The sequence below is a fragment of the Albimonas marina genome, assembly GCF_029223255.1.
Lineage (GTDB): Bacteria > Pseudomonadota > Alphaproteobacteria > Rhodobacterales > Rhodobacteraceae > Albimonas.
Map to the genome: position 1 here is coordinate 1 of NZ_JARHUC010000017.1, position 14286 is coordinate 14286.

Consider the following 14286-nt stretch of genomic DNA (forward strand, 5'->3'; position numbering starts at 1 on the left):
CCCGTCGCGCCCCCCCTCGCGCTCCCCGCTCGGTCCCCCCGTTCGGTCCCCCGGGGATCGCAGGCGCCCCGTGACGGCGCCGTGATCTCGCCGCGACCGCGGCCCGGGCGGGCGCGTTGGGGGTTTCTCAACGCGTTCAGATGCATGAAGGGCGCGGCCGGGGCTTCGGAGGCGGCCGCGACGGGGGGCGCCTGCGTCACTGGGCGCCCCCCGTCGCGGCCGCCGCCGGGCGGGGCCGCGTCGACAAGCCGGGCGCAGGTGGGCTAGCCTGCGCCGTCCCCGGGCCGGAGCCTGCGGGCCGGAACCCCCTGCGGGCGCTCCCCGCCGGAGCCCCGGTCCGGAGCAAAGTTCGCAGAGAGCGCATGACCACCACCACCTTCGAGGATCATCGCCTGCGGGCCACGCAGTTCGTCATGACGGTCAGCCCGCTGATGGCGCTGCTGATGATGACCGGCGCCGTGCGCTCGGTCGGGCACATCCCGATCTACCTGGGCTATGTCGCGGCGCTGACCGGGCTGGGCTGGATCGTGGCGACCAGCCGGGTCTCGGCCTTCCTGCTGCCCAGCTACGTGCTGGTCGCCTGGGGGGCGGCCTCGCTGGCCTTCAACGGGCTGGGCTGGTTCAGCTACGTGCAGCTGTCGCTGGTGCTGGGGGGCATCGGCATCGCCGAGATGGCGGCCCGGATGTCGCCCGCGCGCATCGCCGACCTGGTGCAGAAACGCCTGATCTGGGTGCTGCTGGCGATCATCGTGATCGAGTTCGTGATGATCCAGATGGGCTTCGGCCAGCGCCAGCGCGAGCTCGACTCCGAGCTCTCCGGCGGGCTCCTGCCCGACCTCGGCATCGAGGTGCCGCGCTTCATGGGCACCATGGGCGGCTCGGGCTTCTCGGGGACCATGACCGGGGCGCTGGCCTTCCTGTGCATGGTCGAGAAGCGGCGCAAGGCGGCCTGGATCCTGTTCTTCATGACCATCCTGATGGTCAGCCGCGGGCCCTTCGTGGCCCTGGTGCTGGCGGCGGCCTTCCACGTCTTCCGCCGCTACTCGGTGGTGCGCATCGTGGCCTTCACGGTGCCGATCGTGGCCGCGGCCTTCCCGCTGATGATCTGGGCGCTGAAGGAGAGCCTGTCGCCCTACGAGGTCCTGTACCTGATCCAGGTCAGCACCTTCCGCTTCCTGCACTACATGACCTTCCTGAACTTCGGGCTCGAGAACCCGCTGTTCGGCGTGGGCTACGGCAACTATTACGACAACTACGCCTCGGTCTGGTACACCGACGTGGTCCAGCAGTGGGGCCACTTCCGCAACCAGAACCTGATCAAGGAAGCCCACAACTTCATGCTCGACATCATGGGCGAGATGGGCTTCGTCGGCTGGATCCTGGCCGCGATCCAGCTGCTGATGGTCGCCTGGCGGGCGCTGTGGACCAGCTACCGCTACGGGGGGCTGTTCCTCTACGTGACCATCTGCTTCCTGTTCCTGTCGGGCCTGTCCAACTGGACCTGGTGGCTGACGGTGGGGATCGTCATGTCCCACTCCGCCGCCCTGAAGGCGCGCGGCGGCGGGGCCGACTGAGAGGGGGCGCGCGCGCGCCCTCAGGCCCGCCCGCGCTTGCCCGCCCAGGAGGCGCAGAACTTCAGGAAATGGCGCTCGGGGTTGCGCGGCTCGATCTCCTCGGCCTCGCACCAGCGCCGCCAGTCGGCCTCGATCGCGTAGACGTCCCAGCCCGGCGCCAGGGCGCGCGCCTCGGGGTAGGTCTCGGGGGCGAGCCGGCCCACCTCCACCTCGAACAGCGGCGCCTCCCGGCGCAGGCGGAAGATCACCATGTCGTTCTCGGCCAGCTCCACCGCGTAGTCGGGCATGTGGGCGTGCTCGGCGTCCGCGGCCGCGATCCGCGCCACCTGCTGGCGGAACACCCGCAGGTCCGAGGCCGAGCCGCATTTCAGGTGCAGCTTGCCCAGCGAGATCCGCCACTCCGGCTGCAGCCCGCAATGCTTGCGGGCGATCTCGTAGACCCGTCGCTCCAGCGGCTTGCGCAGGCGGAAGTAATCCCGGTGCAGCGTCAGCACCTCGTGCGCCCGGATCGCGTTCCAGGTCCAGTCCGAGAGCTTCGCCTCCACCTCCACCATCCGCCCCCCGTCGGTGCGGCGCACGATCCGCACCTGGTCGATCAGCGAGAAGGCGGTGGTGATCTCCTGCCCGCCCGTGACGATATTGGTGACGATCTGGGTGCCCTGCAGCCGGGCGAAGGCGGCCTGCAGCCGCTCGTAGCCCGCCCCGCCCCCCGCCCGGTTGGTGGCGCGCAAGAGGTCGGAGGCGTTGAAGCGCACGTAGCGCGAGGGCTCGCGCCCCTCGTTCATCGCCGCCACCAGCTGGGAGATGCAGAAGATCAGCACGTCGCGGTCGTGGATCGTCGCCAGCCCCTCGTCCGAGGGGCGCACCTCGATCCAGTTCGGCCCGTTCTCGTAGCGCCGGCGGCGATGCTCGGGCCGGGTCGAGAGCGAGAAGATCGGATGCTCCATCGGCGCCATGTCCCCCTTGGGGGCCGCATCGAGGATGTCGCAGATGAAGAAATCGCCCTGCGGGTAGCGGTCGGGGTCGAGCGGGCTGGTCGCGGGGGGGATCGCGGGCGCGGACATGCGCGGGCCTCCGGTCGTCCTCCGCCGGCGGGACCCGCGGATTGGTTCATCGTCGCCCGAGTGGTCTATCATCGCCCGACTGGTCGATCAACGCCCGAGTGGTCTTTCATCGCCCGATTGGTCCTTTGGAGTCACTCGACTGGTGGTTTGGAGTCGCGCGATTGGTCCTTTGGAATCACGGCCCCAAAAATTCGTCTTTATTTTCAAAGATTTTCAGACGTTATCCACAGGCGTAACACTATATATAACCCCTATTTAACACCCCCCGCCCCTGCGGCGCGGCCGGGAATCCTCCCCAAGCGGGCCTCCTGGGCCCCGGTTCCGCCTCCCGGACCCGTCTCCCCTCCCGGACCCGTCTCCCCTGCGCTTCGCGCTTGCCCGGATTCCGCCCCCGATTTACGCTTTGCGCCGTAACAACGACCATCGAGCGTAACGGCGGGCGCACCGGCGAAGACCGGGCCCGTCCCCCGAGCAGACGCCCCCCGGGGCGACCGACAGGCAGACCATGCAGCAGATCCGCATCGACGAGCTCGTCGCGGCGCATGCCCGGGCGCTCTCCGCCCGGCTCCAGGCCCATCGCGCCCAGCTCTTCGCCCCCGACGCGAAGAAGACCATGCGCCGCTTCACCTCCGGCGAGGCGGCGAAGCTGCTGGGCGTGAACGACGCCTATCTGCGCAAGCTGCATCTCGACGGCCGCGGCCCCTCGCCCGAGACCGGCAAGGGGGGCCGGCGCTCCTACTCGACCGAGGACATCCGGAGCTTGCGCGAGATGCTCGAGGCCGGCGCCAAGACGCCGGGCGCCTACCTGCCGGGGCGGCGTCCGGGCGATCACCTCCAGGTCATCGCGGTGACCAACTTCAAGGGCGGCTCGGCCAAGACCACGACGGCGGCGCATCTGGCCCAGAAATGCGCGCTCGACGGGTTCCGGGTGCTGGCGATCGACCTCGACCCGCAGGCCTCGCTCTCGGCCCTGCACGGGGTGCAGCCCGAGCTGGACCTCGCCGACGGCGGCACCCTCTACGACGCGATCCGCTACGAGGATCCGGTTCCTTTACGTAACGTCATCCAGCGCACCTACGTGGCCGGCCTGGACCTGGTCCCCGGCAATCTCGAGCTGATGGAGTTCGAGCACGACACCCCCCGGATCCTCGCCCGCGGCGGGACCGCCCCCGCCTTCTTCACCCGCATCGGCGAGGCGCTGGCGAGCGTGGAGGGGGACTACGACCTGGTGATCCTCGACTGCCCGCCGCAGCTCGGGTTCCTCACCCTCTCGGCGCTCTCGGCCGCGACCGCGGTGCTGGTGACGATCCATCCGCAGATGCTCGACATGATGTCGATGTGCCAGTTCCTGCTGATGACCTCCGAGCTGCTGGGCGTGGTGGGGCGCGCGGGCGGGGACATGAGCTACGACTGGCTGCGCTACCTGGTCACCCGCTACGAGCCCGGCGACGGGCCGCAGAGCCAGATGGTGGCCTTCATGCGCGCCCTGTTCGGCGAGCATGTGCTGGCGGCCGAGGTCCTGAAATCCACCGCGATCGCGGACGCGGGCATGACCAAGCAGACCCTCTACGAGGTGGAGAAGAGCGGCTTCACCCGCGCCACCTACGAGCGGGCGATCGAAAGCCTCGATGCGGTGAACGCCGAGATCGAGGGGCTGGTTCACCAGGCCTGGGGGCGCTGAGATGTCGAGGAAGGACCGCAAGTCGATGCTCGAGGGGCTGATGGCGGCCCCCGCCGAGGGGACGGAGCCCGCGGCGGCCGACGAGAAGTTGACAGCTGTCAACGCGCCGTCCCGCCCCCGTCCGGTTTCCCGCTCCGGGGCGGTGGGGGCGATCTCCTCGGCCGTCTCCGCCCTGCGCGCCAGCGGGGTGCTCGAGCTCGACCCCGCCACGATCCACGCCGGCGGTCTCGAGGACCGGATCGAGACCTCGCCCGAGGACGACGCCCTGCTGCGCCGCTCGATCGCCGCCCACGGCCAGCAGGTTCCGGTGCTCGTGCGCCCGCATCCCTCGATCCCGGGCGAGTGGCAGATCGTCTACGGCCGCCGCCGCGCCCGGGCCGCGCAGGAGCTGGGCCTGCCGGTGAAGGCCCTGGTGCGCGACCTCGACGACGAGGCCCTGGTGATGGCCCAGGGGCAGGAGAACAGCGCCCGCCGGGACCTGAGCTTCGTCGAGAAGGCCTCCTTCGCCGCGCGCATGCAGGAGGCCGGCTACGACCGCGGCGCCATCGGCGAGGCGCTCTCGGTCGACAAGACCGCGGTGTCGCGGATGCTGTCCCTGACCGACCGCCTGCCGCGGGAGCTGATCCGCGCCATCGGCTCGGCCCCCGGGGTGGGGCGTCCGCGCTGGCTGAAGCTGGCCGAGACGCTGGAGGCGGCCGAGGCCGCCGACGTCATGGACGCCGAGACCCTGGCCGACGAGGTCGTCATCGCCGCGGGCGACGCCCCCTCGGCGGAGCGGTTCGAGGCCGCGGCGACCCTGCTGCGCTCGGCCCTGCGCGGGGGCGGCCTCCGGCGGCGGCCCGCGCGCCCCTCCGAGATCCGGGCCCTCGACGGCCGCCGCCTGGCCGTGGCCCGCCGCACCGCCCGCGGCCTGACCCTGTCGCTGGCCCCCGCGGGCGGCTTCGAGGACTGGCTGGCGAGCCGCCTGCCCGAGCTCCACGCCGCCTGGCGCCGCGAGACCCGCGCCCCCGACCCGGACCAGGCCGAGACCTCGCCCCCCGAGAGTTGACAGCTGTCAACTCCGGCGCGCCCCCCGGCGCCCCCCGCGCCCGGAGCGCGCCTCCAGGCCCCCCGTCGCGATCGGGATCGCAAGTTGACAGCTGTCAACTCGACGCCCGCGCCTCCCCTCCCTCCTTCTCCCGCCCGCGCCCGGAGCGCGATCCGGCGGGCGTTTCCCGCCTCGCCCTTTCCGCCGCTTCCGGGCGCCCCGCCCTCGAGTTGACAGCTGTCAACTCGGCGGCGGCGCATTCCTCTTCCCGCGCCCCCGCCTCTCAGGGGACGGCGGAGCCGAGCCTGCGCCTGTCTGAATCCTGGGGCGGGTCCCAAGTTGACAGCTGTCAACTCGAGGCCGGGGGAGAGGGCAGGCGCCCGGTCAGGCCCGGCGGACGGTCGAGGGGCTGACCCGGAACAGGCGGGCGATCTCGGGGATCGGGCGGCCCTCCTGGTCGCGCATCCGGCGGACCTCGGTCTTCTGGGCGGGGCTCAGCGCCGGGGGCCGGCCGCCGATCCGCCCCCGCCGGCGGGCCGCCGCAAGCCCCTCGCGGGTGCGCTCCGAGATCCGCTCCCGCTCGAACTGGGCGATCGAGGCGAAGACGTGGAACACCAGCCGGCCCGCGGGGGTGGCGGTGTCGATGTCCTCGGCCAGCGAGCGGAACTCCGCCCCCGCCGCCTGCACCCGCGCCACGATGTCGAGCAGGTCCGGCAACGAGCGCGCCAGCCGGTCGTACTTGGTCACCGTCGCCACGTCCCCCGGCCGGAGCTGATCGAGCATCCGCTCCAGCTCCGCCCTGCGCCGCACGCCCCCCGAGACCGTCTCCGCGAACACCCGCTCGACCCCCGCCGCCCGCAACGCATCGAGCTGCGCGTCGAGCGACTGGTCGGCGGTGGAGACGCGCGCGTAGCCGAGGATCATGCGGGGGCCTGTCGAAAACCTGTCGGAACGGGGATGGTTTTGGCAGGGGGTTTTGGGAGGGGCAAGGGGTTGGTGGGATTGGGGGGCGTCAGCTCTGTCAAAAACGACCGGTTTTGACGCTTACCGGTCCCCCCCCCACCCCCGCTGTGCGGCGGATTCAAACTGGACATTTTCCACGTGGAGATTGCGGACGAGAGCGAATCGAGTTATGCAAATACCGCGTAGAGAATGAAGTACACGGAGAACCGCAATGAAGATCATCACCACCGCCCAGCAGGCCCTCGACAACATCGAGCGCCTCGAAGACGGGCTTGCACAATCGCCCGAGCTTGCCGATCGTTTCGGGTTCGCCCGTGCTTGGTACGTGGACACGAGGGACCCAGCGCGGCCCCGCTTCGGATTTTCCAAGTTCATTGGCTATGAAAACATGGACGTCGCTACGTACTTGGAGTCTTCTCAAGAGCTGGATGGCCGAAACACCGAATGGTTCCTCAAAGAATTCTTTGAAGAACTTCGCTCGGGGACGCCAGAATTCAATCACTATCACGACAAGCTCGCAGGCTGGCTGGGCGATTTCGGGAAGGCTCCGCGCAAGACGATCCGCCTGATGGTCTTGAAGCCGGAGTTTAGGACCGAGGTCGTCGAGGAGGATCGGCGGCTGCTGGAACTCCTCGCGGCGGTCGCCGACCTGCTGCCCCTTGATCAACGTCACGAACTTCGCGCGCGTCTTTGAGTGGCGGCTCGGTTTGCCAACGCAGATCTGGCGCAGGAAGGCGACAGGGTCAGGTCGTCAATGAAGGGGCGAGGCGAGTGTCTGCAGGCTCGCCGTCGTCATGCGAAAGTGGCCACCAGCTCGGCGTGACGGAATTCAAACGTGGTCAACCTAGGCCCCGCCTCGGCGGGGCCTTCTGGCATGGGAATCCCCCCCCCTCACATCTCCACCACCCGCACCATCCCCACCGTCGCCGCCCCGCCCGTCGTCCCTCTCCCCGCGAACAGCGTCGCCTCGATCTCCTGGGCGCCGTCCTCCACCCAGGCGGCGGCGCAGAGGTGGATCCAGGCGGGGGTGGGGGCGGTCCAGGGGGTCTCGGCGGCGAGCGGGGTCAGGGCGCGCAGGCCGGGGCCGGAGAGGCGGGCGTGCAGGCCGCAGGGCCCCGGGCCCTCGGGGCGCAGCACGGCCTGCAGCAGGATCGGGCGGCCCGTGGCGCGGGGCAGGCGGAAGCGGGCCGCGGCGCCGGCGTCGGACCAGCCCTGGCCGCGCACCGCCAGGGCCGAGGGGCCGTCGTAGAGCCGCCCGGGATCCCCGGTCGCGGAGAGCTCGGCGCCCAGCGGCGTCCAGGCCTCCGGGGCGGCGAGGTCGGCGCGCCACAGGGTCTCGGCCCCCAGGGGGCGGATCGCGAAGTCGCCCGCGCGCGGCGCGGTGCGGGCGATCTCGGCGAACTCGGCGACGTCGGCGAGGACCAGCGGGCCGTCCAGCACGATCTGCGCGGAATGGCCGGCCTCGAGCCCGGCGACCAGCAGCGTGCAGGGGCGCCGCCGGGGGTTGGTGGCGCCCTTGGCCTCGCAGCCGCCCAGGCGCAGGGTGACCTGGCCCGCGCGGCTCGCCTTCACCAGGCTGCGGCCCCAGCCGCTCTGCAGCTTCTTGGGATCGTGGATCGCCAGCCGTCCGCCCGCGCAGTGGATCGCGGCGGGCTCGAGCGTCGCCTCGTCGGCGGGCTCCTTGGCGGGGACCTCGCCGCCGGCGAAGCCGCAGTTCTCGAGGAAGCAGTGGGAGACGATGCCCACCGCCCCGCCGGGCCCGGTGTCGGAGGTCCCGTCGTGGTAGATCAGCCCCTTGCGCCCGAAGTTCAGGCGCGAGCTCTCGACCGTGTAGAGCATCTCGGGCGTGCGGCCGCCGGCGACGGCGACGTCGGCGCGCAGGGCGTAGCCCGAGACGCCGCCGAACAGGCTCTGGGTGATCTGGGTGGGGGCCTCGATGCGGATGCCGTCGGCGGCGGTGCCCGGGGCGCGGTGCCGGCGGCTGCGCACCAGGTGCATCTGGGTGTTGTCGCTGTCGGCGCCGACGACGATGCCGGCCTCGCGGCAGCCGGCGACGTCGAGGTCGAAGACATGGCCGCCCCCGGTGAACACCGACCAGGAGATCGGGCGCGGGTCGCCGCGGGGCGCGTCGGAGAAGGCGAAGCCCACGCGGGCCACGTCCTCGCCCTTGATGGTCAGGCCCGAGACGGTGACCCCCGCGGCCGGGCGGCCGGGGCCGCCGACCACCACCCCGGCGCCGGGCGAGGTCAGGCGCAGGACCGCCTGGCGGGGGTTGACGCCGACCAGGGCGGCGTCGGGGCCGAGCTCCAGCGGCTCGGAGAGCGCGGTCTCGCCGACCACCGCGAAGGCCCCCCCGGTGCGGCGCTGCCAGCCGAGCGCCTCGGAGAGGCTGCCGAAGGCCGAGGAGGGGGCGAGGCCGGAGGCGGAGAGCTGGGCCGGGGCGGGGCCCCCCTGCTGGGCCTGCGCCGCCCGCGGGACCAGCAGCGGCGCCAGCAGCGGCGCGCCGAGGGCGAGGCCGAGCAGGGCCTCGCGCCGCTCGGGCGCGGAAACGGGGGGGCGCCTTTCGGGCGCGGACACAGGGGTGCGCCGCTCCGGCGCGGAAACGGAGGCGCGCCGCTCGGGCGCGGAGGCGGAGGGCTGCCGCTCGGGTGCGGAGGCGGGGGCGCTCCCTTCCGGCGTGGAGGGCGAGGCGGCCCGCTCCGGCGCGCCGCGGGGCGTCGGCCGGCGGAGGCGGCGCAGGCCCCTCAGGAGGTTCCGCAGCGTCGTGGTCGGCATCGCGCGCCCTCGCTCAGGTGCGCCGGGGCCTCCCCCCGGCCCGGCGTGGGGCGACACTGCCGCAAGCCGGCCCCCCGCGCCAGCGCTGCGGACCGCCCCCGGGAACCCGATCGCGTGAGCGGGCGGGACGGGGGAGCGGCGCGGGAAGGACCGAGGGAGGGCCGGGGCGCGGAGGGGGCGAGCCGCCCGCCCGCGCTCCCGCCCGCCTCGCCCGTCCGGCGGGCGCCCCGGACCTGATCCGGGGCCTCTTCCGCCGCCCGCAGGAGGCTCCGGATCAGGTCCGGGGCGCCCGCTCTGTCCCTCGCGGCGCGCCGGGCGCGCGCCTTTTTCTTGCGGCGCATCGGGCGCCCGCTCTCCTTCGGCGCGTCAGGCGCGCGCCTCTCCCTTTCGGCGCGTCAGGCGCGCCAGGCGGAGAGGTCGCGGCCGGTGAGGCGCTCGAGGGTCCGGACCTCGGGGTCGAAGGCCTCGCGCAGCTCGCGCTCGAACTCGGGGCTCAGCGTCGCGCGCTGGCCGGAGCGGGAGAGGGCCTTCTTGGCGAGGCCCGTGGCCCCGGTCTTCGCCAGCAGCCGCTTGCCGCCGCGCACCGCGGGCGCGATCCAGTCGGGGGGCTGCTGGTAGAAGCGCGCGATCTTCGGGAAGCGCTGGAAATGCGCGGCGCCGACCCGGCGGGTGGGGTCGAAGTCATGGGCCTCGAGGCCCAGGAACTCGAAGATCCGCGGCCACTGCCCGGCGGGATCGCGGGTCATGTCGTCCTGGAAGAGGACGAGGAGGCGCTCCTCGGGGATCACCGCGCGCAGCCGCTCGAGCTGGGCGCCGACCGCGCAGATCTCGCGGTATTGCAGGCGCTTGGGCTCGGGGCAGCGGGGCGGCAGGCTGCGGCCCTGGGCGCGCTCTTCCTGCAGGCGCCAGGCGGTCTCGAAATCCTCGACGTCCTCGACGGTGTTGAACAGCACCTCCATGTGGAAGGCCTGGGCCATCGCCACCGGGTCGCGCAGGCTGACGATGTAGCGCCCCTCGGGCTGGTAGGCGGCGATGCGCGGGATCGCGACGCGGGAGATCAGGTAGGTGGTCGAGGCGTCGAGCGCATAGTCGTAGTCGGCGGGATCCGCGGGGGCGTAGAGCGCGTCGTAATCCGCCTGCACGTCGAGGCGCGCCGCCGCCTGGCCGCGACGGTAGTCGTCGCTCCACCAGCTCGGCTCCTTCACGTGGGCCATGAAGATCCGCGGATGCTCGGCCAGGAAGGTGGCGAGCGCCGTGGTGCCGCTCTTGGCTGCGCCCACCAGGAACAGGTTCGGCTTCATTCGTCGGTCTCCTCCTCGCGGGCCCGGTCCCGGTTGCGCTTCAGGCTGCGCAGCGCGCCCAGCAGCGAGGGGTCGACCCCCAGGCTGCGGCGCACGTCCCACTGCGCCCAGGCGGTCCACGAGATCAGCCCCGCCGTGGTCGCCACCGCCGCCCCGATCACGCCGAAGAGCAGGGTCGCCGCCAGGATCGCGGCCACCGAGGCCAGGTTGCAGATCGTCACGATGCGCATGAAGGCGCGCTCGCGCCCCGCCAGCTGCATCAGCAGGGCGGACTGGCCGAAGACGGTCTTGGCCAGGAACCCGCAGGACAGGATCACCAGCAGCAGCTGGCCGCCGGCGAAGGCGTTGCCGAACAGGCCCATGATCCAGTCCCCGAACAGCGCGAACAGCAGGAAGCTTCCCAGCGCCGGCAGCGCCGCGCCCAGGGTCACCACCCGGCAGATCCGCTGCACGCCGGCGACGTCGCCCTTGTGCCAGCGCGACGAGATCAGCGCCGCCGAGACCATCTGCGCGGCCAGCTGGAACAGCTCGAGCAGCATCGCCACCCGCAGGGCTGCGAAGAGCTGGGCGGTGGGCTCGGCCGCCAGCACGAAGCCCACCAGCACGATCGAGAAGTTGGGCCCCGCGATCTGCATCACCGAGACGCCCCACAGCCCGGTGGAGATCCGCCGCCACTCGGTCGGCTCGTAGGTGGCCCGCGCCCGGAACAGGGCGTGGGGGCGGGTGATCGGGTGCATCAGCGCCTGCACCACCAGCACCGCCAGCAGCAGGGCCGAGGACAGATACAGCGCCTGCGGCGCGGTCATCGGCGGCGCGTCCGACAGGATCCAGGCCCCCGCCAGCGCCGCCACCCCCAGCCGCCAGAAGATGTCGCGCGGGGCCAGCGCCAGCGCCATCCCGGTGACCGAGCGCATGGCCCGCGACTGGTATTCCGCCAGCCCGATCATCACCGTCATCACCCCGCCCGCGACCAGGTAGTCGCGATGCGCGAGCCCGGGCCAGACCTGCGCGCCGAGCGCCAGCCCCAGCCCCATCGCGATGCAGCCCCCCAGCACCCAGCGATAGCCGTAGCGCACGATCCCGGTCAGGCGCCGCTCGTCCCCGTCGGCGGCGTAGGCGGGCGCCTGGCGCATCACCATCATCCGCTGCCCGAAGCTGCCCACCACCGACAGCATCCCCGCCAGCGAGAAGGCGAAGCCGAAGCGGCCGAACTCGTCGATGGTCGAGGCGCGCGCCAGCAGCATGAACATCAGGAAGGACAGGCCCGCCGCGCCGACCTTGATCGCCAGCGCCATCGCGCCGCCGCGCAGCAGCTTGTCGAGCACCGCGTCGTTGGCGAGCTTGCCCAGCACCTTCGCCACCAGCCCGCGCCTGCGCTTCGGCTTGCCGGGAGACGTCTCGGGGGCGGGCTTCGGCGCGCCGTCGTCGGGCGTCTTCGGATCGCTCATCGCGCGGCCCCGCAGGGCCGGCCCCGGAGGGGGGCGTGGGGGTCCGGTCTTGCCGCCGGGTTCGTCGTCTGGATCACGATGGGCGCCTCATGGGACGGGCGATGCGGGAGGAAGAGGCCGGAGGGGCCGCGCGGCCCCGCCCGGCATGAATCGGACGCGGATCAGGAGCGCACGGCCCCCGCCTGCCCCAGATCGGCCTGGCCCAGATCCGGGGCGGCGGAGGGGAGGGGCGCGGCCGGAACCTCCGGCCGCGGCCAGCCGGTGGGCCGGCCCAGCACCGCCTCGACCCGGGCGACGTCGGGGGCGAAGAGCGCGCGCAGCTCGGCCTCGAAGGCGGGCGACAGGGTCGGGCGGTCGTGGGGCTTGCGCAGCGCCTTCTTCAGCGCCTCGATCGCGGGGGGGCGATGCTCGTTGAGCATCCGGCGCACCGCCAGCACGCCCGGCCGCAGCGGGCGGGGCGGGTCCAGCCACAGGTCCGCCAGCCACTGCACCCGGTGCTTGCGCGAGGCGTTGACCTTCGGGAACTCCGTGCGCCCGTCGTCCTCGAGGCCGAGGAACGCCTGCACCTTCAGCCACAGGGCGCGGGCGTCGTCGCGCAGGTCCTGCTGGAGGACCACCAGCCGGCGCTCCTCGGGCACCAGGGCGACCAGCCGGTCGAGCTGGGGGCCGAAGGCGGCGGTGTCATGGTACTGCAGGAACTCGGGCGCCTTGGCGTGGGGCGACAGGCTGCGGCCCTGGGCGCGCTCGTCCTGCAGGCGCCAGGCGGTCTCGAAATCCTCCTGGTCCTCGTTGCGCGCGAAGAGCTGCTCCATGTGGAAGGCCTGGGCGACCTCGACGGGGTCGCGCAGCATCACGATGAAGCGGGCCTCGGGGTTGAGCTCCAGCGCCCGGGCGACGGCGCGGGTCGAGCGCAGGTAGGCGGTCGAGCCCTCGGCGATCACCTTGTGCTTCGCGGGGTCGGCCCCGGCGAACAGGCGCAGGTATTTCTCGGGCGTGTCCACCAGCGTGATCTCGCCGGCCATGTTGGGGAAGTCGTCGCACAGGAAGAACGGCTCCTTGGGGTTCGAGAAGAACACGTCCTCCCGATCCGCCAGCCATTGCGCGACGGCGGTGGTCCCGCACTTGGGGGCGCCGATGATGAAGAGGTTGGGGCGCACGCCCGCGAGGCCGTCGAATTCGCTCATGCCGCGCCCCCCTGGGCCGCGGCCTCGGTTCCGGTGGCGGTTCCGGTTGCGGGCGCGGCCCCGGCGGCCTCGGGCTCGCCCGACCAGATCGGCAGGAAGGCCTCGGCCTGGAAGGCGGCGACGCAGTCCGCGAAGACCGCGGCCTCCTCGGCGTCGAGCTCGGCGCGCCGGGTCTTGCCCACCACCTTGCCCCCGGTCGAGGAGCGCGAGGGGCGGTCGAAGCTCGCCTCGAACTTGGCGCGCCAGTCGGGATCGACCGAGGCGACGAAGTCCAGCGCCTCGAAGTTGCGCGCGATCAGGTCCTCGTAATGGATCAGCGGCGTGGGCGCGGGCGCGGGGCCGAAGGCGGGGAGGTTCTCGAGGAACACCTCGCAGATCCGCTGGCGCTTCTCGTCGCCCGAGGCGAGGGCCGCCTTGCAGACCGCGAGCTGGTCGGCGCTGAGCCGTTCCTGCACCGCGGGGAAGCCCAGCGAGTAGTCGAGATGCATGGGCATGCGGAAGAACTTCATCTGCGAGCGCGCCGCCAGCACCGGGTGGCGCATCAGGCGGAACACCTCGGCGTCGAAGGTCTCGCGCCAGTAGGCGTCCGACCAGGGCGCGTTCGAGACCTTGATCACCGGGCGCACGCGGGCGGCGCGGTCATGGGGGACCTCGTCGAGGTCGAGGGCGGCCACGCGCCTCAGCTCCAGCACCCGGCGCAGGAACGGGGTCGCGGCGGCGAGGTCCTCGGGCTGGTAGTAGTAATGGCGCTGCGGGAAGCCGTAGAGGCGGGCGTAGTGGAAGGAATTCCGCTCGAGGATCGGGTCCTGCAGGCTGACCATGCCCTCGAGCGTGCGCAGCAGCTCGACCAGCCAGGTGGATCCGCTGCGCTGGGTGAAGAGGATCACGATGGGCCGTCCGGCGACCTGCGGGCGGGGCCGCAGCCGGGTGACGACCTCCTTGTAGAGCGCGCGCGAGCCGTTCTTGAGATACCACTGCGGGCGTTCCTTGCCGAAGCCGCGGTAGCGGGCGCGGCGGTCGTCCAGGCTCGGGTCTCCGGTCAAGGCCATCTCCTTCCACGGGAAAGCGGGGCGCCCCACTGGGGTTGTATGGCATCGGCGGGCGAGGCGCCAAGGACGTGATGCGCCGCAGCATGACGCGCGCGCTCCCGTCGCGCCCCCCCTCGCGCTCCCCGCTCGGTCCCCCCGTTCGGTCCCCCGGGGATCGCAGGCGCCCCGTGACGGCGCCGTGATCTCGCCGCGACCGCGGCCCGGGCGGGCGCGTTGGGGG

11 protein-coding genes are annotated in these 14286 nt (G+C 72.6%); 4 read left to right on the forward strand and 7 right to left on the reverse strand.

Features of this window, described 5'->3' with window-relative positions; genetic code table 11:
* Window positions 1-362 precede the first annotated feature (362 nt).
* The gene (locus tag P2H44_RS25335) at window positions 363-1574 is read left to right on the forward strand and encodes an O-antigen ligase family protein (protein WP_275768300.1); all 1212 of its coding nucleotides are present in this window, start codon (window positions 363-365) and stop codon (window positions 1572-1574) included.
* A 20-nt stretch (window positions 1575-1594) separates the two neighbouring features.
* On the opposite strand, the gene P2H44_RS25340 is transcribed toward P2H44_RS25335, so the two are convergent.
* Window positions 1595-2638 carry a replication initiator protein A gene (locus P2H44_RS25340; protein ID WP_275768301.1) on the reverse strand — a complete coding sequence of 348 codons (1044 nt, stop codon included), beginning with the start codon at window positions 2636-2638 and terminating at the stop codon, window positions 1595-1597.
* A 505-nt stretch (window positions 2639-3143) separates the two neighbouring features.
* On the opposite strand from P2H44_RS25340, the gene repA reads away from it, so the two are divergent.
* Both repA and repB read left to right on the forward strand, forming a co-directional pair.
* Window positions 3144-4319, forward strand: a complete 1176-nt coding sequence (gene repA / locus P2H44_RS25345) for a plasmid partitioning protein RepA (protein ID WP_275768304.1) — start codon at window positions 3144-3146, stop codon at window positions 4317-4319.
* Between the two features lies 1 nt (window position 4320).
* Entirely contained in the window at window positions 4321-5367 is a 1047-nt protein-coding gene (gene repB / locus P2H44_RS25350) for a plasmid partitioning protein RepB (protein ID WP_275768307.1), read from the forward strand.
* Between the two features lie 363 nt (window positions 5368-5730).
* Here the strand turns inward: repB and P2H44_RS25355 are convergent, their stop codons facing one another.
* On the reverse strand, window positions 5731-6270 hold the full coding sequence (locus P2H44_RS25355; protein WP_275768311.1) for a recombinase family protein: 540 nt from the start codon (window positions 6268-6270) through the stop codon (window positions 5731-5733).
* A 250-nt stretch (window positions 6271-6520) separates the two neighbouring features.
* Here P2H44_RS25355 and P2H44_RS25360 point away from each other — a divergent pair, with 250 nt between their 5' ends.
* Window positions 6521-7003: a hypothetical protein gene (locus P2H44_RS25360; protein ID WP_275768313.1), complete on the forward strand. Its 483-nt coding sequence runs from the start codon at window positions 6521-6523 to the stop codon at window positions 7001-7003.
* Window positions 7004-7200: 197 nt separating this feature from the next.
* On the opposite strand, the gene P2H44_RS25365 is transcribed toward P2H44_RS25360, so the two are convergent.
* The 5 genes from P2H44_RS25365 to P2H44_RS25385 form a co-directional block, all read right to left on the reverse strand.
* Window positions 7201-8886 carry a hypothetical protein gene (locus P2H44_RS25365; RefSeq protein ID WP_275768315.1) on the reverse strand — a complete coding sequence of 562 codons (1686 nt, stop codon included), beginning with the start codon at window positions 8884-8886 and terminating at the stop codon, window positions 7201-7203.
* Between the two features lie 593 nt (window positions 8887-9479).
* The gene (locus P2H44_RS25370) at window positions 9480-10385 is read right to left on the reverse strand and encodes a sulfotransferase family protein (RefSeq protein WP_275768317.1); all 906 of its coding nucleotides are present in this window, start codon (window positions 10383-10385) and stop codon (window positions 9480-9482) included.
* On the reverse strand, window positions 10382-11833 hold the full coding sequence (locus tag P2H44_RS25375; RefSeq protein ID WP_275768319.1) for a lipopolysaccharide biosynthesis protein: 1452 nt from the start codon (window positions 11831-11833) through the stop codon (window positions 10382-10384). Before P2H44_RS25375 ends, P2H44_RS25370 begins: the two co-directional genes overlap by 4 nt.
* Window positions 11834-11994: 161 nt before the next feature.
* A complete protein-coding gene (locus tag P2H44_RS25380; RefSeq protein WP_275768321.1) occupies window positions 11995-13017 on the reverse strand; it encodes a sulfotransferase family protein in 1023 nt (340 codons plus the stop codon).
* Window positions 13014-14060, reverse strand: coding sequence for a hypothetical protein (locus tag P2H44_RS25385; RefSeq protein WP_275768324.1), 1047 nt, complete (start codon window positions 14058-14060; stop codon window positions 13014-13016). Before P2H44_RS25385 ends, P2H44_RS25380 begins: the two co-directional genes overlap by 4 nt.
* Window positions 14061-14286: the final 226 nt, after the last annotated feature.